This window comes from Rossellomorea arthrocnemi, from assembly GCF_904424705.1.
GTDB lineage: Bacteria > Bacillota > Bacilli > Bacillales > Bacillaceae_B > Rossellomorea > Rossellomorea arthrocnemi.
In genome coordinates, this window is the sequence record NZ_CAJGBF010000002.1 from 51,717 (window position 1) to 74,202 (window position 22,486).

Annotated in this window: 19 protein-coding genes and 1 other RNA gene; 5 read left to right on the top strand and 15 right to left on the bottom strand. The window is 41.6% G+C overall.

Features of this window, described 5'->3' with window-relative positions:
• Window position 1 precedes the first annotated feature (1 nt).
• Window positions 2-3,613, bottom strand: coding sequence for a dynamin family protein (locus tag BAA9072_RS03185; protein ID WP_201713263.1), 3,612 nt, complete (start codon window positions 3,611-3,613; stop codon window positions 2-4).
• Between the two features lie 102 nt (window positions 3,614-3,715).
• Here BAA9072_RS03185 and BAA9072_RS03190 point away from each other — a divergent pair, with 102 nt between their 5' ends.
• Complete coding sequence (locus tag BAA9072_RS03190; RefSeq protein WP_201713264.1) at window positions 3,716-3,931, top strand: hypothetical protein; 216 nt, start codon at window positions 3,716-3,718, stop codon at window positions 3,929-3,931.
• A 284-nt stretch (window positions 3,932-4,215) separates the two neighbouring features.
• Here the strand turns inward: BAA9072_RS03190 and BAA9072_RS03195 are convergent, their stop codons facing one another.
• Together BAA9072_RS03195 and BAA9072_RS03200 are read right to left on the bottom strand one after the other, a co-directional pair.
• Complete coding sequence (locus BAA9072_RS03195) at window positions 4,216-4,785, bottom strand: isoprenylcysteine carboxyl methyltransferase family protein (RefSeq protein WP_230980744.1); 570 nt, start codon at window positions 4,783-4,785, stop codon at window positions 4,216-4,218.
• Complete coding sequence (locus BAA9072_RS03200) at window positions 4,782-5,852, bottom strand: type III polyketide synthase (protein WP_201713265.1); 1,071 nt, start codon at window positions 5,850-5,852, stop codon at window positions 4,782-4,784. Before BAA9072_RS03200 ends, BAA9072_RS03195 begins: the two co-directional genes overlap by 4 nt.
• Window positions 5,853-6,053: 201 nt before the next feature.
• On the opposite strand from BAA9072_RS03200, the gene BAA9072_RS03205 reads away from it, so the two are divergent.
• Entirely contained in the window at window positions 6,054-6,503 is a 450-nt protein-coding gene (locus BAA9072_RS03205; protein ID WP_201713266.1) for a chemotaxis protein CheX, read from the top strand.
• Between the two features lie 61 nt (window positions 6,504-6,564).
• Here the strand turns inward: BAA9072_RS03205 and BAA9072_RS03210 are convergent, their stop codons facing one another.
• Window positions 6,565-7,335, bottom strand: a complete 771-nt coding sequence (locus BAA9072_RS03210; protein WP_201713267.1) for an SDR family NAD(P)-dependent oxidoreductase — start codon at window positions 7,333-7,335, stop codon at window positions 6,565-6,567.
• Window positions 7,336-7,729: 394 nt separating this feature from the next.
• On the opposite strand from BAA9072_RS03210, the gene BAA9072_RS03215 reads away from it, so the two are divergent.
• Genes BAA9072_RS03215 through BAA9072_RS03225 form a run of 3 tightly spaced genes read left to right on the top strand, consistent with a single transcriptional unit; the run spans window position 7,730 to window position 10,020 of the window.
• Entirely contained in the window at window positions 7,730-7,879 is a 150-nt protein-coding gene (locus BAA9072_RS03215) for a cytochrome c oxidase subunit 2A (protein WP_201713268.1), read from the top strand.
• Between the two features lie 17 nt (window positions 7,880-7,896).
• Window positions 7,897-8,373: a cytochrome c oxidase subunit II gene (locus BAA9072_RS03220; protein WP_201713269.1), complete on the top strand. Its 477-nt coding sequence runs from the start codon at window positions 7,897-7,899 to the stop codon at window positions 8,371-8,373.
• 45 nt (window positions 8,374-8,418) lie between these two features.
• The gene (locus BAA9072_RS03225) at window positions 8,419-10,020 is read left to right on the top strand and encodes a b(o/a)3-type cytochrome-c oxidase subunit 1 (RefSeq protein ID WP_201713679.1); all 1,602 of its coding nucleotides are present in this window, start codon (window positions 8,419-8,421) and stop codon (window positions 10,018-10,020) included.
• A gap of 542 nt (window positions 10,021-10,562) precedes the next feature.
• On the opposite strand, the gene BAA9072_RS03230 is transcribed toward BAA9072_RS03225, so the two are convergent.
• From BAA9072_RS03230 to BAA9072_RS03280, 11 genes are all read right to left on the bottom strand, one after another.
• Entirely contained in the window at window positions 10,563-11,027 is a 465-nt protein-coding gene (locus BAA9072_RS03230; RefSeq protein ID WP_201713270.1) for a GyrI-like domain-containing protein, read from the bottom strand.
• Window positions 11,028-11,046: 19 nt separating this feature from the next.
• A complete protein-coding gene (locus BAA9072_RS03235; protein WP_201713271.1) occupies window positions 11,047-12,564 on the bottom strand; it encodes a carboxypeptidase M32 in 1,518 nt (505 codons plus the stop codon).
• Window positions 12,565-12,760: 196 nt separating this feature from the next.
• Window positions 12,761-14,686 carry an ATP-dependent DNA helicase gene (locus tag BAA9072_RS03240; protein ID WP_201713272.1) on the bottom strand — a complete coding sequence of 642 codons (1,926 nt, stop codon included), beginning with the start codon at window positions 14,684-14,686 and terminating at the stop codon, window positions 12,761-12,763.
• Between the two features lie 217 nt (window positions 14,687-14,903).
• Window positions 14,904-15,077, bottom strand: a complete 174-nt coding sequence (locus BAA9072_RS03245) for a hypothetical protein (RefSeq protein WP_201713273.1) — start codon at window positions 15,075-15,077, stop codon at window positions 14,904-14,906.
• Window positions 15,078-15,173: 96 nt separating this feature from the next.
• On the bottom strand, window positions 15,174-16,310 hold the full coding sequence (locus BAA9072_RS03250) for a THUMP domain-containing class I SAM-dependent RNA methyltransferase (protein WP_201713274.1): 1,137 nt from the start codon (window positions 16,308-16,310) through the stop codon (window positions 15,174-15,176).
• Window positions 16,311-16,461: 151 nt separating this feature from the next.
• Window positions 16,462-16,851, bottom strand: an RNA gene (gene rnpB / locus BAA9072_RS03255) — RNase P RNA component class B.
• A 60-nt stretch (window positions 16,852-16,911) separates the two neighbouring features.
• A complete protein-coding gene (gene gpsB / locus BAA9072_RS03260; protein ID WP_201713275.1) occupies window positions 16,912-17,220 on the bottom strand; it encodes a cell division regulator GpsB in 309 nt (102 codons plus the stop codon).
• A 116-nt stretch (window positions 17,221-17,336) separates the two neighbouring features.
• Window positions 17,337-17,894: a DUF1273 domain-containing protein gene (locus tag BAA9072_RS03265; RefSeq protein WP_201713276.1), complete on the bottom strand. Its 558-nt coding sequence runs from the start codon at window positions 17,892-17,894 to the stop codon at window positions 17,337-17,339.
• Window positions 17,895-18,156: 262 nt separating this feature from the next.
• Complete coding sequence (locus tag BAA9072_RS03270; protein ID WP_201713277.1) at window positions 18,157-18,477, bottom strand: CotD family spore coat protein; 321 nt, start codon at window positions 18,475-18,477, stop codon at window positions 18,157-18,159.
• 353 nt (window positions 18,478-18,830) lie between these two features.
• Window positions 18,831-20,087, bottom strand: a complete 1,257-nt coding sequence (locus BAA9072_RS03275; protein WP_201713278.1) for a ribonuclease H-like domain-containing protein — start codon at window positions 20,085-20,087, stop codon at window positions 18,831-18,833.
• Window positions 20,088-20,105: 18 nt separating this feature from the next.
• Entirely contained in the window at window positions 20,106-22,370 is a 2,265-nt protein-coding gene (locus BAA9072_RS03280) for a DEAD/DEAH box helicase (protein WP_201713279.1), read from the bottom strand.
• Between the last annotated feature and the right edge of the window lie 116 nt (window positions 22,371-22,486).

The following is a 22,486-nucleotide window of genomic DNA, read 5'->3' on the forward strand; positions in this document are numbered from 1 at the left end:
TTTATGCTTTTGAGAGCTGTTCTAAATCCCTCTTCAGCTGATTCAGGTCCTGAACGGTATCAAGGGCCTCCAGATTGGACGTGACCTGATCCATCACTTGACCAACCACTTCTTCCTTAAGCGCCTCGAACTCTCCTTTTAAATACGATTCCCCCCATGTTTCCAAACGTGTCTGTTCTTGTGTAAGATAATGGTCGGCAGGTTTTTGCAGCAATAATTCCAATTTTTCCTGAATCGTTTTTTTTCCGCCTTTTTCAAAGAAGTGCTTTGGATTCTTGAATGTTGAAAAAGCTTCTTCGAATGATCGTAGTTCCGTTTGATTAAATGCGTTCTCAAATTCAATGGCGCTATCATTTTTAGAATCCAGCGGAGATAAAACAAGGTTATTTTCAACATGCTGGATTTTCACTTCAAGTACTGCCCATTGATCACGGAGCTGTTTTTGAATGAACTGCTGAATTCGAAGGGAAGTGGCCCGCATTTCCTGCGCCAGATCAAACCCGATACTCGACAGAAATTCTTTTAACCCCTCCTGGATCGCCTGGGAATGGGAAGCATGCTGGAGAAACAATCCCGAATGGAAGGCTTCCTTATAAAAGTCCGATACCCGGAAAAATACTCTTTGTTTCACATAATAGACGAGCTCCTTTGATTCCTGCTGCATCTCCACAGTCAGAGGTACTACAGTTTGTGCATCAATAAGTTCGAGTATCACGGACTTCCTCTCCACGAGCTCCTGCTTTCGTGCTTGTTTAAACGTCTTATCACTTGAAGCAGAATGGATATATTGCTGAAAGCGCTGCTTCCCTCTCTCCCACTCACCAAGGGCGGAATCAATACTCATACTTACTAATTCATTCTGTATGAAGGTTTTGAATTCCTTCTTGAATACCTCCAAACCAGATTTATGAGAATTTGACTCATTAAGTGCATGAAGGGATGATACTCCGAAAATTCTTGGAAAACGGATTCCATATTGAATGAGCTGCCCTTCCACATAGTCAATGACTTCTTTTTTTTCATCTTCGTCAGTGGCAAGGTCGATGGCATTGACGACAAAAAACATTTTATCTAATTCGAAGGTGTCCTTCACACGGCCGAGTTGGATAAGGAATTCCCTGTCTGCCTTGGCAAATGCATGATTATAATAGGTCACAAAGAGGATGGCATCGGCATTCTTAATATATTCAAAGGCAACACCGGTATGTCGTGCATTTATGGAATCAGCTCCAGGTGTATCCACGAGTGTGATCCCCTGTCGTGTTATATCACAATCGAAATAAAGATCAATAGTCTCCACAAAGCAGGCTTTTGTCTCATCTGCTACAAATTCTTTATATTCTTCAAGATCGACCTTTTTTTTCTTCCCGAGGATTTCCTTAAAGACTGGATACCCCTTCAGGAAGGCTTGAAGGAAAGAGAGATGAACATTTTCTTTTCCGCTCCCTTCACTCGATAAAACAGGAATCATTTCCGATGCTTGGTCCAGTGATGACACATCACGATTAAAAAACGAAAGGGAATAAGCGATATCGGATAGCAGTTGCTCATAGGTTTTAATCTGAACATGGGCTGTTTCGTGCTCACCTTCTTCTGAAACCGGATTGATACGATTGATGGAAGCGGTAGTAGGGTTCGGGCTCACCGGAAGAACTTTACTACCCAGCAGGGCATTGGCAAACGAAGATTTTCCCGCACTAAAAGCACCGAATAATGCGATCGTAAATGATTGATTGGAGAGCCGGTCCTTCTTGCCTTCCAATAGGTCTGCCATTTTCGTAAAGCCTTTGTACTTCCGAAAAACGTTGACCATCGTGTCTAACCTATTAATCACTTCATCCATTGACGTTCTATTGTCCATACTTGAAGAAGTTTGAATGGTTTCCCGTTCGTATCCCGTGACGTCTTTCCGTTCCAGTGTCACATCAGAGGCAAGAATATAGTCTTCTTCCCTTTTTCTCCATTTCAGGTTCCATGTTGACATAATCGATTCCGTACGCTCTGGTTCAATTTCAACATTAATCAATCTTCGAAGTTGAACATTCTTCTCATCATCCAGTGAATTCCACTGATAAATAATACCTGTTTTCTGCTGAAGCTCCTGCAATTCTGCTTCCATGCCAGCCTGTTCTTCTGTCGATGAGTTTTCAATTTCGGATAAAAGTGCCTCAATCAACTCATTGGTTTGATTTCTCGCTCTCCTTTTTAATTCTTCTGAAAGGTCATCACAGTATTGTAGAACATAATTACCCGTTACCCCTGCTCCCTGTTTAATCAACCCAACCAGAAAATGATCGGTGACTTCAAGATTCAAACGATCCCATTCGAGGCGTTGATTCGATGAAGGGATATATTCTTTTATCATGTTTTTCCCAAGTGTCTTTAGGTGCCATTCCAATTGGGATTCGATCCGGGTGTTGATATCCTCTTTTACCTTTTGGAGTCTCAACGCTTTTTCTTCTTCTGTCTTTTGTCTCGAGAATAGGAAGCCGATTTTAAAGTCTGATTGACGGCTCTCGAGGAAGTTTTTTGCTAATTCTCTTGTTTCAAATGGCATTAGGTAGGCATTCTTGAGGATTTCCCTTCTTTCTTCCTCAAATTGATTTTTTATAGATTTGATATTAGATTTCTCCAAGGTTTCGATCAGCTTTCTTTCCTTTTGGAGTAAGGAGTCTTTCTTCTCCCATTCTTCATCTGTTAGAATATCCCGTGCACTATCTTCGATTATCCCCAGTTCTTCCTCATACCATTTCTCATGTTCTGATCGTAGTTGAGAAATAGCCGAGACTGCCGACTCCTTAATCAATTCACTTTTCCTTTTGACCTGGCCATCGATTAGTTTCTCCAATTCCTTAAGGTCATTGTGGGGATGGTCAGGTTTTTTCAAGCTTGTGAAAAACGTACCATCCGGTATCACTCCCCAAGAGGCGAATGAGTTCTTGACACTTTCCTGAAAATCGGTGAATGCTAATTCCTCCTCCTGATGCTTGTCGATTTGATTGATGACTAAATACAATTTCACTCCATGACGAACCATTTCCTTGGTAAACTCGAAATTCACCTGTGACTGGACATGATTATAATCCATTACGTAAAATACAGAATCAGCCAAGTGGATGGCCGATTCTGTTGACAGCCTGTGGGCATCATCTGTACTATCGACGCCGGGTGTATCCAAAACAGACACCCCTTCAGGCATGTCACTTCTCTTTCGTCCGATTTCTACAGAATATACATCTTCTCCGTTTTTACAAAATTCCTTTATGGTATCAAAGTCATATGGTGCCTTAAAGTATAAAGGTTGGGATTGATGATAATGAATTTTCGCAAAATCAGCTTGAGCATGATGAACCTTCACTAAGTTTGCGCTGGTTGGGATGGGACTGGATGGTAGGATGTCTTCTCCCATCAATTGGTTGATCATCGTTGATTTACCAGCGGAGAAATGGCCGCAAAAAGCAAGGATCAATTCATGTTTGTTCAGTTTTTCAGCTAATCGCTCTACCTTGGCAGCCCTTTCTTCATCCCCGTTCTGAAGGAAGATGTCGTAATAAGCTGCAAGTTCTTTTAACGTACTATGTAATTTTGTGCCCTTATGTTCAATCTGACTCATAGTCTAATTCCTTTCTGTTTCTAAGAAGAATGATAACGTTTTTATTTTATCTTATTTGAATCAAATTCTCTATGAAATCATATCCGAAAGGGGGATTTATGAATGATATCAGTATATGCAGACGGCAAAGGGAAGGAAAAAGACATAAGAAACTTTTTGTCAATTGTAGAAGTACTGAGTGGATGGAAGCAGGAGGCACCTGACTCCTGCTGGAAATTGAGGATAGGTCCAGGAGGCTCGAACTCCTCCCCACGGAAAGGAACGGCACAGGTGTTAAAGAAACGATTTCATAAACAAACAAAAAAAGCCTCTTCCTAAGAAGAAGGCTGTATCTATCGTGTTGTCTCGGTTGCAATCAGATTTAAGTGAACAAAAGATTTCGAGTTTGTCTGGTATGAAGATATGTTCTTCCGTTGTTTCGAATTCTTCATCACATTAGATAAAACATACTTCATCATGAAGCCATACGCTACTACAGTAAACACTATCAATAACCATACCATTATTGTCCCCACCCTTTTGTAAAGATACTTGTACTTGAGAATAATTTTCATCTTCAATTAGAATCTTATCAAAAATGATAATCATTTTCAATAAGAAAATCATTTTTCTTTTTTGAACAGTGGAATCCAGCCTCTCGTATGGAGGTGGACCTTTTCATACTCCGTCTCTTCCTTGAGAGCGTATTCCTCAAGGGGGATACGGATAGAAAGAATGAATTGATTTAATAACGCAAAAATGAAAAGTGTCCAATAAGCATTAAATAGTAATGGAACAATCAGAAATTCCAACGTTACGATAAGATAGTTTGGGTGCTTTAAACGTTTATAAGGACCTTTGGCCACAATTTCGGTGTTGGGGAGGACGATGATCTTGGTATTCCAAAACTTCCCCAAAGAAGCAATCGACCATATTCTCCCGATTTGCATAAGGATAAAACCACTAAGTAAAATCGGCCAATAGTGGTTGACCCCGGAGTGAAAAGCCCCGCCTTCAATTAATAGGGAAATGAAAAATGCGATATGAATGAAGACCATCACTTTATAATGTGCCTGCCCGTATTCCTTTGCCCCACGCTCCTTCATCCACTTTTCATTCGCTCTGGCAATGTATAGTTCCACAATCCTTTGTATCAGTAATACACAGAAAAACAGTACAAAATATAGCATCATTCCCACCTCAGCAATAAAAGTTCCGAACTGAATCCCGGTCCCAAAGCCGTACCTAAACCTATATCTCCACGCTCACACCCTTTTTCCATAAATTCTTTGAGAACATAGAGAATGGTGACAGAAGACATGTTCCCATATTCCTTCAACACCTTCATGGATTCAGTGGTCATACTTTCATCCATCCCTAAAGCTTCCCTGTAAGCTTCAATCACTTTCTTTCCACCTGGATGGGCTACGAAATGCTTAATTTCTTCAAGTTTAACCTCATTCGCTTCAATGAACCCTTCTACATTCGGACGGAGCCAATTTTTCACCAGTGACGGAATATCCTTTGAAAATACAACATACAACCCGTTTTCCTTTACTTCCCAACCCATGACATCAAGTGAGTCCTCAAGCAACGTTGACTGAGTGGCAAAGATTCTTGGCAGTGGCTGTAAGACTCCCTTTACGGCAGGACTTTCATCCCCGCACACAATGGCACATGCCACACCATCAGCAAAAAGTGACGTCCCAATCAAATTACTCTTTGATCGGTCCCCATGTTGAAAGGTCAATGAACATAGTTCGATCGAAAGAACAAGAACATTTGCTTTTGGAAAAGCCAGGCAGTATTCATACGCCCGTGAAAGACCGCTCGCTCCCCCCGCACACCCTAATCCCCAAATCGGAATTCGTTTTACATGAGGAGAAAATGGAATCCTATTCATGATTCTTGCTTCAAGACTCGGTGTTGAAAGACCCGATGTTGATATGGTGATGATGGCGTCAATCTCTTCCATTGTGAGCTTATGACGGGACAGACTCTTTTTGACAACTTTACTCCCCAATTCAACTGCATGACGAATAAATTCATCGTTTTTCTCCTGAAAAGAATGCTCCTTAGAAAACCAATCCAGATCCTTCACAAAATAACGACTCTCTATTTCACCATTTTGAAACACATTGATTAGACGGCCAATATCCCTGAAACTCGAAGAAAATATTTGTTCCGCAAATTCCGCCGCTTCGTTTTGCGTAATTTTCACAGGTGGGATTTCAGTTTCAACTGAGAGTATCTTCGGCATGCACGTTCACTCCTTACACTTCCATGTAAGGATAGCTTTTCCATATGGACATAAATCATGTATAGCAGGTAGTCTTTTGTTATTTTTTCAATCTGCATTCCTTAAATATAGGTATTTAGTATGAATATAATATTATAATACCATCCTTTACTCCTGGGTAATATGGTATGATTACAGTAACAAAATACTGGAGGATACGACATGATTTTAACAAAAAGTGTCACCGATATACTTAATAACTCAGTAGAAGCGATTAAAGGGGTCATCCCTTTGAGTGTTACTGTTTTAAAGCCCTCATTGCTCACAGAGCCGTTTAGTCAGCATAAGATCGGAGTACTCATCGGGTTTACAGGTGATGTTAGAGGAAGAATGATCATTGATGGAGAAGAAGAGAGCTTTCAAGGCTTGGGTGCATCCATGTTCGGAATGCCCTTGGAAGGTGAAATGCTTGAATCTTTCGCGGGGGAACTCGGAAACATGATCGCGGGGAATCTGGCTACACTCCTTGCACAAGCCGGTCATTCACTGGACATCACACCGCCAACAGTCATTGTGGGACAATCCAAAATGTATGGCTTTGACAAAGCATTAAAACTACCCATTTCCATTGAAAATGTGGGAGATTTTTTAGTCATTCTAATGATTGAATAGTCATTAATGAACAAATAAAAGGCTAACCTTTAACCTAGGTTAGCCTTTTATCCTGAACAAATTAAAAACCATTAATCGTCATCCCGCCGTCTACAAAAAGGGTTTGGCCGGTAACATAGTTTGAGGCATCCGATGAAAGGAAAACCGCTGGCCCCACCAATTCTTCGAGCTCGCCAATCCTTTTTAAAGGTGTCACAGAAAGTATATCGTTTACATACTCTTGATTTTGCAGCAGTTCCTTGGTTAAAGGTGTTTTGAAATACCATGGACCGATGCTATTTACATTAATATTGTATTTTCCCCATTCCATGGCTAATACCTTTGTCATTTGAATCATGGCTGCTTTCGTGGAAGCATAAACGACTCCGGTCCTGAGGGCAACATGGCCAGCGACGGAAGCAACGTTTATGATTTTTCCCCGTTCCCTTTCTTTCATGTGTTTGCCCACTTCCTGACACATCATAAAAGCAGATTTTAAATTCGTATCCATGATTTTTTGCCATTCATCATCCGTTGCCTCCAGGGCAGCCGAACGAATATTCATACCTGCGTTATTGATTAATATATCAATTGACAAGTCATGATTTTCTATGTAAGTCATTACTTTTCTAATGTCTTCCCGAGATGTTACATCTGTCGGGAGGATATGAGCCTTCCTTCCAAACTTCTCAATTACATCTGCCGTTTCTTCCAAATCCTCCCTTGTTCTTGATAACAGAACCACATCGGACCCGGCCTCAGCTAACCCAATACTAAGAGCTCGTCCAATTCCCCGGCCGGCACCTGTGACAACGGCCAATTTATTTTTTAATGAAAATGAAGGAACAAACAAATTTCCCACCACCTAACTTATTATTTGAATCTTCTTTATATTAGCACAGGGTGTTTCCAAAGTCTTCTCTATGATCCTTTTTCCCCTGCTGGTGTTGGACCTGAATGTGTATTTTGGCTACGACAGGCAATTGGCATTGAGGGCATATCATTTTATCAGAAAAGATTTGACAGCACTGTTTACAATAATACTTTTCCATAAAATCATCTCCTTTCCTCTTCATTCCTACAATCTATGCTTCAGGTTCAGGCAAATGAACATATATGATAGCCCAATTTCCCTTCATTTCACATTTATTTCACAAACTCCTTCTGAAACTGTGACATTTATCACAGATACAAAGAGCTGTACCTGCTTATGATAGAAGTATCATCTAAAGGGAGGAATGAGAGGAATGGAAAAACCGGAATTACGTCAAAAATCAGAAACCAAATTAGACGATTTCAAGTCATTAAAAGGTACGTTTACTTCCGTTTTATTCTTAGGTGGATTTTTAGTCCTTACATGGCTGGGAGTATTCTTACTGTTTCTGAATCGTTTTTAATTTAAGGAGTGGTTTATATGCATATGCATCGCTATGAAAAATGGTGGTTAACGTTAGGCACGGGATCTCTTATTTTATTTTTAATTATCTTAGGAATCAGCGCTTTTCATCAGGGGCATCAACCTCCAGGTGCAAAGGCTTACGTCAATCCAGAGCAGGTGGACAAAATTGCTCCTTTCAACGAACCTGGGCTTAAAAAAGTGGAAGATAAGCCTTGGGATTATGAGTTGATATTTGTAGCTTCAGCTTTTCTTTACACCCCCGGGGAAATTGAAATCCCTAAAGGATCTACACTCAAAATCACTGCCACAACCAAAGACGTTGTACATGGATTTGAAGTGGCAGGAACGAATATAAATATGATGCTTGAACCGGGATTCGTGAGTGAATACACGACAACCCTTGACCAGGCGGGGGAATTTCTCATTGTCTGTAATGAATATTGTGGTGTAGGGCATCACACGATGAAATCAATGTTAAAGGTGGTGGAGTAGGTGAAACCATTTGTTAGAATCGATAAGAAAGATGCTGCCTTGGCCATGGCTCATATATATGTTGGCTTTGCTGCCCTTGCACTAGGTGGATTGGCGGGGCTGTTACAAGTTTTGGTACGATCAGGCAGATTCACTTTACCAGCTGGAATCGGTTATTATCAAGTACTGACGGTCCACGGGGTATTACTCGGATTAGTACTGACGACATTCTTTATTCTCGGTTTCCAACATGCTGCCATTTCCCGGACCTCAGGAATTTATTCAGAAAAATCCCGCTTCATGGGCTGGTTGGGATTCTGGGTCATGCTTCTCGGTACGATCATGGCTGCAGTCATGATTTTATTAAATGAAGCAACGGTCCTTTATACCTTCTATGCCCCCCTCCAGGCACATTGGATCTTCTACTTAGGCTTAACATTTGTTGTAGTCGGCAGTTGGATTGGCGGGGCAGGGATGCTCATGAAATACATGAGTTGGAGAAAAGAACATCCGGGACAACCGAGCCCGCTGTTAACCTTCATGGCTGTCATCAACACCGTATTATGGATCGTTGCTACCATAGGAGTGGCAGGAACCGTACTATTCCAGCTCCTTCCCTGGTCCCTTGGTTTAGTGGACAGGGTCGACGTACTTGTCAGTCGTACATTATTTTGGTATTTCGGCCATCCTCTTGTGTATTTTTGGCTGCTGCCAGCTTATATGGCTTGGTACGTGATTATTCCAAAAATTATTGGGGGGAAAATCTTTTCCGATTCATTGGCACGATTGTCCTTTATTCTGTTCCTACTCTTCTCTATTCCTGTAGGCTTTCACCACCAATTAGTGGAGCCTGGGATTGATGCATATTGGAAATTCCTCCAGGTAGTCCTGACGTTCATGGTCGTCATTCCTTCTCTTATGACGGCATTCTCATTGTTTGCTACCTTTGAAATGTACGGGAGGTCCAAGGGGGCAACAGGATTATTCGGATGGTTCAAAAAGCTTCCATGGAGTGATGCCCGTTTTACAGTACCGTTCATCGGGATGGTCGCCTTCATTCCTGCCGGGGCTGGCGGGTTGATCAATGCTTCCAACCAGATGAATCAGGTAGTCCATAATACGATCTGGGTGACGGGGCACTTCCACTTAACTTTGGCTACTTCGGTTGTCCTGACTTTCTTTGGAATTTCTTATTGGCTTGTCCCACATCTGACAGGTCGTGTCCTAACGAAAGCGATGAATAAATTGGCAATCGTCCAGGCCATTGTATGGTCTGTCGGAATGAGTATCATGTCAGGTGCCATGCATGCAGTTGGCTTACTGGGCGCTCCAAGACGATCATCTTTTTCCACCTATGGGGATGCACCACAGGCCCTTGACTGGATTCCTTACCAAATCGCACAGGCAATAGGGGGAACAATCCTTTTCATGGGTATCATTTTGATTTTATACATTTTTGTCAACATGGCTTTCTTCGCTCCTAAAGGAGATGAAGAATTTCCTGTCGGTGAAACGGCAGACACAGCTGAGAGAACCCCAATGGCCCTGGAAAACTGGAAAATTTGGTTAACCATCTTAGCGGCACTCATCCTGGTTGCCTACACCGTCCCATTCATCGACATGATCCAAAACGCCCCACCAGCATCCAAAGGATATCGTATGTGGTGACAATAAAAGCGGAGGCGGCTTGGGCAGGCCCGACAAGCATAAGGCGAACCAACCGGAAAGGCACTCTTTGCCTTTTTGGTTGGTTTGACTTATGACCTCGAGGGCCTAGCCGCCGGAGCTGGATAATCGAAAAGCGGAAGGGGCTCGCACTGGGGCGACAAGCATAAGACGAGTGACCCGGAAAGGCGCACTTTGCCTTTTTGGGTCACTTGGCTTATGACCTCGAGCCCCAAGCCCCTGGAGCTGGACATAAATAAAAGCGGAGGCGGCTTGCTCAGGCCCGACAAGCATAAGATGAATTGGCCGGAAAGGCGCCCTTTGCCTTTTTGGCCAATTTAGCTTATGACCTCGAGGGCCTAGCCGCCGGAGCTGGATAATCGAAAAGCGGAAGGGGCTCGCCCTGGGGCGACAAGCATAAGACGAGTGACCCCGAAAGGCGCTCTTTGCCTTTTCGCGTCATTTGGCCTATGACCCCAAGCCCCTGGAGCTGGTAAAACAAGCATTATAAGAGGCTGCTTCAAAATAAAGCAGCCTCCTTTTTACTATTCTTTAATTGGGACAAAAAGCTCTAATTTCCGCTTATCTTCCGTATCGAAGATTTCTCTATCCCGGGACAAGTACTTTTCTATACTCAGCCTGGAGTAGTCTTTTTCAAACCCATTATCTTTAATCCAGTTAAAGATGGCAAAATAGGCTTGCTCCACTTCTGTTGATAAGCCTTCATACAAAGCGTGGGCATATTCACCGGCAGGGAGTGACAACTCCACTAATCCCGGTGGAAGATCCTCCACTCGATCAACCTCCACGGCACAATAATACGAAAAATCAGTCGCTCTGTCATGGAAAGGTGCGTAAATGCATTCATCTTCATTGATATGGTGAATGGACGGTATCATCTGTTGAAACTTAGTGAATAGTCCCGGGATCTCGGACCCTCTTCCATAGGGACCTGTCCAACCTATTCCAACAAGTAATTTATCCTCTAGGGATGTTACATTAATTTCCATGATTTTGCCTCCAATGTATTTAAGAATTCAAGGAATATACTTTCGAATACTTTTCCGTTAAATAATCGGCCAAGTATTGGGCATTAAGACCCTCCCCAGTCACTTCCCTGATGATTTCAAGCGGTTTCTTCATTTTCCCCCACTGATGCACGTTCGTTGTTAACCATTCTCTTACAGGAGCAAGATCCCCTTTTTCCAACAGATCGTCATAGTTGGGTATATCCTTTAACATGGCACGCTTAAACTGTGCAGCATACATATATCCTAATGCGTATGACGGAAAGTAGCCGAAGCTTCCACCAGCCCAATGTACATCCTGAAGCACTCCTTCACCATTATGTGAAGGCCGTATACCTAAATACTCTTCATATTTCTGATTCCAGATTTCAGGAAGATCCTTCACTTCTATCTCATCATTAAATAATCCTTTTTCAATTTCATATCGGATGATGATATGCAGAGCGTACGTTAATTCATCTGCTTCAATCCGGATTAAAGAAGGCTTTGATTCATTGATCGCTCTGTAGAAGTCATCCAGGTCAACCGAGTCAAATTGACCCGTCGAGTACTCCTTCAATAATGAATAATTCTTTTTCCAGAAGGAGTGATCCCTTCCTACAAAATTTTCATAAAACAGGGATTGAGACTCATGGATTCCCATGGAAGTTCCAGTGCATAGTGGTGTGCCCATTAAGTCCTTTGAAATGTTTTGTTCATACAGAGCATGTCCACCTTCATGGATCGTTCCGAAAACGGCTGTTCTCCAATCCTTTTCGTCATATTTAGTTGTTACCCTAACATCACCGGGGTTTAAACCAATCGCAAAGGGATGGACCGTTTCATCCAGTCTTCCTGAGTTGAAATCATATCCCATTTGTTCAAGGATTTTTAAACTGAAGTCCTTTTGCTTATTCTTTGGGAAAGGATCGAAAAGGAAATCGGTTTGAGGCTTATTTTCCACCTTGGCAATCTTATGTACAAGTGGGACGATTTGATCCCGAAGATCACCAAATACTTTATCTAACACTGCTACCGTCACTCCAGGCTCATACATATCCAGTAACGTATTATATTTGTTATCTTCGAATCCCCAATAATCAATGAAGCGTTTTGTAAATGCCACAAGCTTTTCTAAATAAGGCTTGAACATCTCGAAATCCGCTTTTTCTTTCGCTTCTTCCCAGATTCCTTCCGCCTTCGACTGTAACACCACATACTCCCTGTATTCAGTAGCCGGAATCTTTTTATTTCGATCATACTCTTTTTGACACTCTTCTATCAGTTTTTGTGTCTTCTCATCCAGCTGATCCATTACGGGAGAGAGTTCCGCTAAGTATGCCGCCATTTCAGTGGACGTAGACATTTCAAACAGCTCCGATGAAAGCATTCCGATGACTTCTGACCGTTGTTCTGCCCCATTTTTTGGAGCGCCTGTCCGTAAATCCCAAAACATCAATCCAAGTGCTTCATTGTAAGCAGACATTTTTTTAACATGTTCATAAAATTGATCTTTTGTCTCTAATACTGACTCTTTCATTTAATGGCCCCCTTATTTTACATTCAATCTATTTTATCATATTTTTCTGGAAACTTGGTTTCAGAAATGCTTTGGTGTAAGTGAATGCTCATTGCAGAAATGAGACTGGACCTTTTATATCTCGACGGCGAATGGAAAATCTTATATTAGTTCCATTAAAAATAGCCGCCCATCAAGGCGGCTCCATTTCATTCTCTTAAACGTTCAACACTTCAATCCCAACGGGTATAACGGACTCTACCAGGTATCTATATGACGTTTCCCCATCGGTCATCAGGACATGAACGCTTCCTTTGTCTACACTCGTACGAATCAGACGTCCGATTCCTTGCCTCAAGCGAAGGATCATGTAGGGAAGATCCACTTCCTCCACAGAATGAGTGGCATGTTTTCGTTTCGCATCAAAGACAGGGTCCTTTGGAGGGAACGGAAGTGAGTAGATAATGACCTGTGAAAGGGACTCCCCTGGCACGTCTAATCCTTCCCATAGATGATAGGAACAAAGAACCGTGGAGGTTTCCTGCTGGAACTGTTCTACCGTATCACTGATCTCCCTGTCACCTTCATAAATCACATTCCACGCTTGGTTCGCCTGTTGCTTTTGAAATGATCTAAAAGCGTTCATTTCATCTTTGGATGTAAAAAGTATCAACGATTTTCCTCCATTACTTTTCAGCTTGTCCAATACATACTGATTCTTGGAATGGACTCCGGAATCCATAGTAGAAACATAGGCTTTCATCATCTCTTCATATTCATACGGAGATTCCACTGAAAATTTCTCATATTTCTCTATCCCCAGGGAACGAGAAACATAAGAGAAATCCCTATTGTAAGAAAGGGTTGCAGAGGAAAAGATAAATGGGATATTTTGAGAAAAAACATGCTCCTTTAATATTTCCTCTACTAATCTTGGCATCACCACAAAAGTGTGTTCTTCCTCTGAAGTTTCCAACCAGTAGATTCCTTTTTCATCATCTAAAAACAGTTTCAATGAATACTGAATTTGTTCCAGGTATTCTTCAACGACCTTTAATAGATAATCATCCATAACATACATTTCAGCTTCAAAAACAAGCTCATTCAACAGGTTTTCAATTTTCTCAGTAAGAGCCCTGCCCTGCTGTAATATTGCTTCTGAACGAATGATGTATTGTCTAGTGGAGCCAGACTCTCTTTTCGATTCCTTCTCTATGAGCTCGAACCACTTCTCATTGTCAAGCATGATATCTTCAATGATATAAAGGGTCTCCTCCCTCATATCCGATGAAGACAGCTTTTCTAACAGTCCTTCAAGTGTCTCCATCCTCATACGGTAAGTCATCGCTTTCTGTGAGGCAAATTCCAATAGGTGACCTTCGTCAAAAACAACAGAACTTGCTTCCGGCAGAAGTGGCAGCTGTCCTTCCCGTTTTCTGCTGTCTTTCGTCCAGATATGTTCCATATAGAAATCATGAGAACAGATGATCAAGTCAGCCGCATTCCGATAGTGCTCACGATGAAGGGTAAGGCCACAACGATGTCGATAGACGCAGGACATGCAGTCCTGAAGAGAGTCCCATCCTACATGATTCCATTCTTCATCTGTCAATCCGGCATATTCTTTACGATCCCCGTAATGACTGAAGCTTTTCATGGAGGAACTATCATGGACGAAGCCCGGCAATTCTTCCCACATATCTTGATAGACTTCATTTTGAGAAACATTTTCCTCTAATTTCTTGATACAAAGATATTGCTCCCTCGACTTTGCCAAACGAACATCAATATCTAAATCCAAGGCATTTTCAAGCTTCTCAATGTCCCCTTCTTTTTTGACAATCTGCTCGATAAGCGTTTCATCGGCACATGCGATGATGGCAGGCTTTCCCGTATACCTCGCATAGGCTAAGGCGTATAAAAGATACACAAGGGTTTTGCCCGTTCCAACTCCTGCTTCGGCAAACATAACCTGCTTATTTTTATAAGCCTGATTGAGCTGAAATGCCATGAATACCTGTTCATCCCGTAAATCAAATCCCTTTTCAGGTAATAAATCATAAAAAACATCCCCGACCCAATCGGATAAGGCTTCATAAAAGGATTGCTCCTTGGTTAATTCAAATGGTAATTTTCTTCTCATGAGGACCTCCTGCGTTACACAATATTTCTAATTTACTAGAATTCTTTCTAAATGGAAAGCTGTTTCGAGAACTTTGTTTCTTTTAAGTTGTGAGGGATAATCAATATTTTAACTCACGGGCTTGACCATTCATTCAACGACCAAAAGAAAAGAGACTCTCCATACAAAGGGTGAGTCTACCAGTTGTATGGATGTCCCTAGTCTCCTGAGAATGCTCTCAGTCGTATATTTTCTTTTTTCTCATTAGTTCAAATTGAAATGCCTGATCCAGGTTTTTCGTTGCTTCATGTAAGTCTGGCTGAACGGCCGCCCCTTCATCTCCTGAGATAGATGAAATGGAGCTTTGCAAGGCCTGATAGATTTTATGGAAATCGATGAAAGAATGGTCCATTCTCTTTCACTCCTCTAAAAATGATAGAACTATTATACGCAGGAAGTGAAAAGGATATTCTGAACTTCATCATCTTTTTTCATCAATTCCAAGAATTCATTTTCTTGGAGGGCGAGGCCCGAAAAACTGGTAGTAGTCTGTCCGAATGAATCCATTGAACAATTTGCGTTTCTTTGTAGCTGGTTTCCCGTAGCATTGTTCAAAGTGTTCATGGGAAGTCAGCATGTACACAGACCATGTATCCAGTTTTTCAAAGGCTCTTCCCATTTCCTGATACATCTTTTCTACCTCTTTACGTTCACCTAAACGTTCACCATAAGGAGGGTTTCCCACAATGATCCCGTATTCCAGTTCCGATGTAAAATCCCTTACTTGCATTTGCTTAAATTTCACAAGGTCGCCAAGCCCTGCTTCTAATGCATTCTCTTTGGAAACTTCGATCATTCTGTGATCGATATCCGTACCGAGTATTTCAAGGGGTTGGTTATAATTAGCCATATCCTCTGCTTCCAGACGTGTTTTCTCCCAAACACCAGCAGGCATCAACGGCCAGCCCTCAGATAAAAATTCACGGTTGAATCCTGGAGCGATATTTTGCCCAATCAAAGCAGCTTCGATTGCAATGGTCCCAGATCCGCAGAACGGATCAACAAACGGACGGTCAGGGTTCCATGTCGTTAATTGGATAAGTGCCGCCGCCAGTGTTTCCTTTATTGGGGCTTCACCTTGTCCGACTCTATATCCTCTTTTATGAAGACCTTGACCGCTTGTATCCAGGGTAATACTCGCCACGTCTTTATGGATGGCCACTTCAATTTTAAACAATGGTCCTGTTTCGTCTAGCCACGATGTCCGCTTATACGCAGTCCGCAGTCGTTCTACGATCGCTTTTTTAACAATGGCCTGACAATCAGGCACACTGTACAATTTTGATTTAACAGATTTACCCTGCACAGGAAACTCTGCCTCTACAGGCAGGAAATCTTCCCAGGGAAGCTTCTTTGTATTCTCAAATAATTCATCAAAGGAATAAGCTTTAAAATCTCCAACAAGAATTTTGATTCTGTCAGCTGTTCTAAGCCACATATTGGCCCGTGCGATAGCCGTTTCGTCTCCCTTGAAGATGACCTTACCGTTTTCAACCTGACATTCGTACCCAAGTTCCTTCACTTCTTTGGCAACGATGGATTCTAAGCCCATGGCTGCTGTTGCGATTAATGTATATGTACTCATTTTAGTCACCCCGTCCATAAATATCCCTATATCAATAGTATGGTCCTTTTACCGTAAAATAAAAAGGACTGATACAAAAGAGCAGTGTATTACCTGCATGTATCAGTCACTTGCATTATTTAATCCATATTGCTCTTATCCCGTAATAGTGTTCTGTAAGCCATGTTTTGTTCCGTTGTACTACAGGCGACTGTTCGTCTCGTACTCGGGCGGTAATCATCTATCTACAAAGGAAATTCCTTTGTCCCTCTCTTTGTTCAATTCCTTCGAGAGGATTCCCCTACCTAATTTTGGGTTTCTCGCTCGTGGGGTTTACCTCGTTCCACTCCTGCCATTTCTAACAGGACTTCGTCACTGTGGCACTTTCAAAGTAGTCACACCATATCTCAGAAGATGAGACGTAGGTGTTTTCCCTGCCGTCAGCTCGGGATGAGCTGCCCTAGCTTATGAATTGGCTAGGCACGAACACTACGTGCATCTCAGCACCGTGCGAGCATGGACTTTCCTCTACAACGAAACGTTGCAGCGATTACCCAAACACCATTAAGGATCAGCAATAACTAATTATACGGTAATCTTTTAAAAAATTCAACTGGAAAAATCAGTCGTATAATTTGTTTCCAAAAACGTGTTTCTCTAAATTAGACAAACGCTTTAAAATATCGAAATTAGTTGTCCCGGTCTGTTGAGGGGGAGCCGCGGAACGTTGCTTCGCAGCACCTTCTGCCTGCTTTTTCAATCGCAGGTTTTCTTGTTGAAGGTCTTCTATCTCCTGATGGAACGTTTCATAATCTTTAATAATCAAATCTAAGAATTTATCCACATCTTCCGGTTTGTATCCCCGCATTCCACTTTTGAACTCTTTTTCGAGAATATCCTTTGCGGTTAATTTCACTTTATCTGAGATCATTCTATTCACCTCTATATTTATCACTATCATTTTTTCAAATAACCATCATTTTGTCAATTGTATTTCAATCCTGATTTATTCAAATTCACCCGGATTTAGGGTTAAAGGCTGTTTCTTCAGTCTGTTTTCCACTGCTCCTCTTCGACAATCCATTGTAGATCATGGAAACTGATTGCCCTTATATCAAAAGATGGATCGCTTTCTTTCTTCCGTTTAGCTTCTTCATAGAAATATTTAGGCGAACCTTCTTTTTCATCGTCATATAGTATCACACATGAGTGACTTTTTTGTAAAAATAATTGATTCTTGTTTCGGAACTGTTGTGGGCTTTTATAGGCATCCTTGGAAATGGATTCGACAAAATCAGCTTGAGAAAGAATCAGCTCATAGTACTCCTTGTTCTGATCGTTCCAGTTTTCTTCCTGAGAAATAAAAGGGGTCAGGATGGCCAATTTAAGATCAGGATAGTCTTCCTGAAGTTCAAACACGACTTCTGCCCCCCATAATTCAACGCCAAGCTGACCGCTTATAAGCACCCATTCCAGCCCTTCATCTAATAGGGATACCAGTTCTTTCTTCAGAGCTTGTTTTATGTAATAAACTGCTTTGTCATCCTGCTTAAAAATTCCTAATTCAAAGGATTTATATCCAGTTATGCATGCAACATTCCCCAAATGTAAAACTCCTTTTAGTTCACTTTAGGGGGTAACAAGTTTATTCAATGCTTAGTGTACCCCAATCCTTTACACTCTATTGTATCATATTTTACGGTTTTCTAAAGACAATGAAACAACTATGAATAATAATCTGGCGCTGAATTTAAAAAAGAGATGGCTCTATCAAGACTTATTTCTCTTCAGCAAAGTGATACAGCGCAGAAGCGCTGTATCACGAGCCCAGTCTTTTAGAGGCATCCCTCTGAAATCATTAAGTTTATTATCTTCCCATACCATATGGTCCGAATGGTGGTCTTGGTCGAGGTCCGAATCCTGGTCCTCCGGGACCTTGTGGCCCTTGAGGTCCACCAGGCCCTCCTGGTCCGCCCCCACAATTAAACTGCTGATGTGAAACACTGTCCACTTGGGATTGTGTTTGCGGAAAATAATGCTTATGCTGATACATAACATTATTCACGTTTGTCGTGTGAGTCGGGTGAATATGTGGCACCTCATAGGTAGTCATGTTGTGATTCACACAACATTTCGTCGGGTGCATAACTGCAGGAAGTACTTGATTAGGTCTTGGTCTACAATGCATATTAACGCTCTCCTTTCATCTCTTAGTTGTTACACTAATAGCCTATGAATTAGAGAGGGTACATGTACTAATGAAAATACCTATTTTTAGGAAGTTATTTTGTAAGACTTACATTAAGCTATATAAACTTTGTGAATAATTGGTAAAAACATAGGCTGTTAACCCAATGACCACAAAGAACAAAATTAAGATTGCACGGTTCACTTTCATCATTCCTTCTTCATATTAAATATTTTCAACACAATTTATTATTTTACAACTACTTTAGAAAATTCTCAATATAAAAATAAGGAGATGGAACCACTTTCACACTAAATTTTTTTATTCTTATCCCTTTGTGATACATGAATCTACTATTTGTCAATTTTATCCTCTATACGACCCTTACGATGGTTCAGATTCCCTAATTGGGTGGCTTGTTTTTTGTTCGTATCCCCCGTATTTTCAATCAGGGTCAAAAGCTGATCGCATATCTCTAAAGCACGCTGCAAATTCTTTGTTTTGTGCTCATACAATTTAGCCAATTCCAGTAATGCAGATTTCCTTATTGAAACTGGTGCTTCTTCTTGGATGCCCTCCCACAATTCAATCGCCTTCTCTACCTGCTTCTCTCTTTTATACTGAAGAGCAAGCTGGTGTATTGCTTCATAGTTTGGTTGTTCATTGTCTTTAATGATTTCCTCGTAGCGTTCCTTGGCGATATTCCTATTACCTGTGTATTCCAACCATCTGCCGACTTCGAACCGTTCCTGTCCGGTTGCGCGCTCATGAACGTTCAACAGTTGGAACGTCAAGTGAGTATAGAGGGTTATGAGGGATAAAATATCCAATTCGTTATGGGACATAACCTTGAGGACACCCTCTGGATCTTTACGATCGATGTAATCGAAATAAATCATCGGTGCCAGATAGCCAGGCACATCATCGACTCTATTAAATCCAAGGATGTTTCGTTCTACGTTAATCAGCTTCACGGATTCCAGTTTGTGCTTAAAAAGTCTTCTGGAACCATGGTAAAGATCGAAATGGCCAAAGTCAGGAAGTTTCGGTACATGATCTTTAATAAGGGTGTGCCTTGTCTTAACCTGTGGCCAATCAAAGGCTTTACCATTGTAGGTAACAAGGGTATTATAGTCCACTTTACGTAAGAAGCTGTGATATAACGGGATTTCATTCCCAGGCTGAGGTAGGAAGTGTTGTGTCACGATCACTTCTTTATCCGTCACCCTTCCATGGCCGAGAAGAAAAATCGTATTACCTACTCCCCCACCGAGTCCGGTTGTTTCCGTATCGAAAAAAAACATTTCGTCATGACTGAGCCCTTTAGAAGACAGGGGGTGATCTCCTGTAAATCCCTGCCAGGCATCGACTGCTTTAATAAAATCCTTAAATGTATAATCCCCATGCTTATAATCAATGGAATAGCGCTTTTCCTTTACAATACAGAAATCCTCATCAATGAAATACAACGTAGATCCATTTTCTTTCCATACATCCAGAAATGGAAGATCCGCCGTATCCTCCACAAATGGCTGTTCTGTCGTAGTATCTATATTCTCTTCCCGGATAATATGCTTTTTCATTCTCGTTAATTTATTTTTCAGAGACATGTTTGTATCCTCCTTCCATCATTGAAGGAAAAGATGAAGAAGCTTTAATGAATCAAATTTGGCTGTGTCAAGTGAATGCTCCATTCCAATACAGGACGGGCAGCCGCTTTGACAGGGACATCGTTCAATCATGGAAGATGTCTCAAGGAGAATCTTCTCGATTTGTTCATACACTTTTTCACTTAGCCCGATTCCGCCCGGGTAGCGGTCGTATATAAAGATGGTCGGTTGTTCATTATGGGCTGCCTTAATTTGGGGCACAACGAAAATATCGCTCGGATCACACATGACAAATAATGGGATGATACATTTCAGGCTTTGGGACACCCCGATAAGCCCCTCTTCAAGACGTTCCTGACTGAAAGTGGCAGAATCCTTTAATGAAATCCAACTTGAGCTCGTGTGCAGCTCCTCTTCTGGAAGGTGAATTGGTCCTGATCCGATATTTTCATGGGTATCAAATTTAATCTTCTTAAAAATGGTTGCCATGGCTTGAACGGTTACATCCCCATACGCTACATCGAATATTTCTGATTCCCGTATTTTGTCTGTTTCCAGTACTCTTAGTTGTACAGCGAGATTGGCGTCCGTAAAGTAATCCACATCTACCTCGCGTACGAATGCCTTCTTTTCTTCCCAGTCCAGTTTCTCTACTTGAAACTGAACACCCTGATGTAGATAAATGGCTTCATCATGCAATAAGGTCATAGCAGAAAAACGATCCATTTCTCCGATCACTTTCACAGATGAAATATCCGTTTGATCAATGATGATGACATTTTCCTGAGAAGCAGATCGAAGGCTGATGTTATGTGCCGGAAATACATCATTCATCCAGTACCACTTATCACCGTTTTTATGGACGACCCGCTCTTCTACGAGAAACTCCAATATATCTTCAATCTCATGTTCTCCAAATTGTTCGCCTTCTCTGAAGGGCAGCTCATATGCTGCGCATTTGATATGATCAACAAGGATGATTAAATTATCGGGATTGATCCTTGCCGTTTCAGGTGTTTGCTCGAAGAAATAATCCGGGTGCTCAATGATGAATTGATCCAACGGACTGGAGCTTGCCACCATTATGACGAGTGACTCTCCATGTCTTCTTCCCGCTCTTCCTGCCTGCTGCCATGCGCTTGCGATCGTCCCAGGATATCCCGTCATGATGCAAACTTGCAATTGGCCGATGTCGACACCTAATTCAAGGGCATTTGTACTTACCACCCCATATATTTCCCCTTTCCTCAAACCTTTTTCAATCTCTCTGCGCTGGGTTGGAAGATATCCTCCACGGTAGCCCCTGATAGATTTCGCCCCTAATTGACTTTTCACCAATTCTTGTAGATACGTAAGAATGATTTCCACACGCACTCTACTTCTCGCGAATATGATGGTTTGTATTTTATTCTTCAAGAGTTCGCCAGCGATCCTTCTCACTTCGAGAGTGGCGCTTCGACGAATATTAAGCGGTTTATTGACGATAGGGGGATTATAAAAAACGAAGTGTTTCCTTGCACTGGGTGCCCCGTTGTTATCGATTAAATTCATTTCAGAACCGGTTAAATGCTCTGCCAGTTCTTTTGGGTTGGCGATTGTTGCCGACGTACAGATGAATACCGGTGAAGCACCGTAAAATTCACAAATTCGCTTCAATCTTCTTATCACATTGCTGACATGGGATCCGAATACCCCTCTGTATATATGAAGTTCATCAATGATGACGTATTTAAGATTTTCAAATAGGGACACCCATTTAGTATGATGCGGAAGAATCGCTGAATGCAGCATATCGGGGTTTGTTATGACGATATGCCCGGCTTTCCTCACCTTTTGACGGATATTTGCAGAAGTGTCCCCGTCATATGTATAGCTATTAATGGAAACCTCAGCCTCAGTGATGATTTCGTTCAGCTCACTCTTCTGATCCTGGGCAAGGGCCTTGGTAGGGAAAATGTATAGGGCCCGTGACTCCGGTTTGTCCATGATGGTTTGCAGCACGGGGAGATTATAACAAAGCGTCTTCCCTGACGCGGTTGGGGTGACGGCTGTAAAACTATAACCCTTCATTGCCAGCTGAAACGCTGAATTTTGATGGGTATAAAGCTTTTCCACCCCTCTTTTGTGTAATGCTTTCCGAATTCTATTATCTAATTCATTTGGCATATCTACCAATTGTGGCGGTTTTTCATCAATGGTATGCCAATGAACAATCTGTTTATTGAAGTCTTCATCTTTCTTAAAATGTTCCATCAACTGTTGAAGGTTGTTTTTCATAAACATATCTATCACCTCTCTTACTCATTTTACCGAATCTATGTTCGAAACTAAAGTAAAATTCGCACCTTTCCATATTCATCCTTATTTAGGTTCTTTTCTCTAAGTGAGTTTTTTGGAAA

Coding starts and splice junctions, on each gene's coding strand:
- BAA9072_RS03275 (WP_201713278.1), bottom strand. CDS start 20,087: ATGTCTCTGAAAAATAAATTAACGAGAATGAAAAAGCATATTATCCGG.
- BAA9072_RS03185 (WP_201713263.1), bottom strand. CDS start 3,613: ATGAGTCAGATTGAACATAAGGGCACAAAATTACATAGTACGTTAAAA.
- BAA9072_RS03190 (WP_201713264.1), top strand. CDS start 3,716: ATGATATCAGTATATGCAGACGGCAAAGGGAAGGAAAAAGACATAAGA.
- BAA9072_RS03225 (WP_201713679.1), top strand. CDS start 8,419: ATGGCTCATATATATGTTGGCTTTGCTGCCCTTGCACTAGGTGGATTG.
- BAA9072_RS03200 (WP_201713265.1), bottom strand. CDS start 5,852: ATGCCGAAGATACTCTCAGTTGAAACTGAAATCCCACCTGTGAAAATT.
- BAA9072_RS03245 (WP_201713273.1), bottom strand. CDS start 15,077: ATGGACCATTCTTTCATCGATTTCCATAAAATCTATCAGGCCTTGCAA.
- BAA9072_RS03205 (WP_201713266.1), top strand. CDS start 6,054: ATGATTTTAACAAAAAGTGTCACCGATATACTTAATAACTCAGTAGAA.
- BAA9072_RS03250 (WP_201713274.1), bottom strand. CDS start 16,310: ATGAGTACATATACATTAATCGCAACAGCAGCCATGGGCTTAGAATCC.
- BAA9072_RS03235 (WP_201713271.1), bottom strand. CDS start 12,564: ATGAAAGAGTCAGTATTAGAGACAAAAGATCAATTTTATGAACATGTT.
- BAA9072_RS03270 (WP_201713277.1), bottom strand. CDS start 18,477: ATGCATTGTAGACCAAGACCTAATCAAGTACTTCCTGCAGTTATGCAC.
- gpsB (WP_201713275.1), bottom strand. CDS start 17,220: ATGATCTCAGATAAAGTGAAATTAACCGCAAAGGATATTCTCGAAAAA.
- BAA9072_RS03230 (WP_201713270.1), bottom strand. CDS start 11,027: ATGGAAATTAATGTAACATCCCTAGAGGATAAATTACTTGTTGGAATA.
- BAA9072_RS03220 (WP_201713269.1), top strand. CDS start 7,897: ATGCATATGCATCGCTATGAAAAATGGTGGTTAACGTTAGGCACGGGA.
- BAA9072_RS03240 (WP_201713272.1), bottom strand. CDS start 14,686: ATGAGAAGAAAATTACCATTTGAATTAACCAAGGAGCAATCCTTTTAT.
- BAA9072_RS03280 (WP_201713279.1), bottom strand. CDS start 22,370: ATGTTTATGAAAAACAACCTTCAACAGTTGATGGAACATTTTAAGAAA.
- BAA9072_RS03195 (WP_230980744.1), bottom strand. CDS start 4,785: ATGATGCTATATTTTGTACTGTTTTTCTGTGTATTACTGATACAAAGG.
- BAA9072_RS03215 (WP_201713268.1), top strand. CDS start 7,730: ATGGAAAAACCGGAATTACGTCAAAAATCAGAAACCAAATTAGACGAT.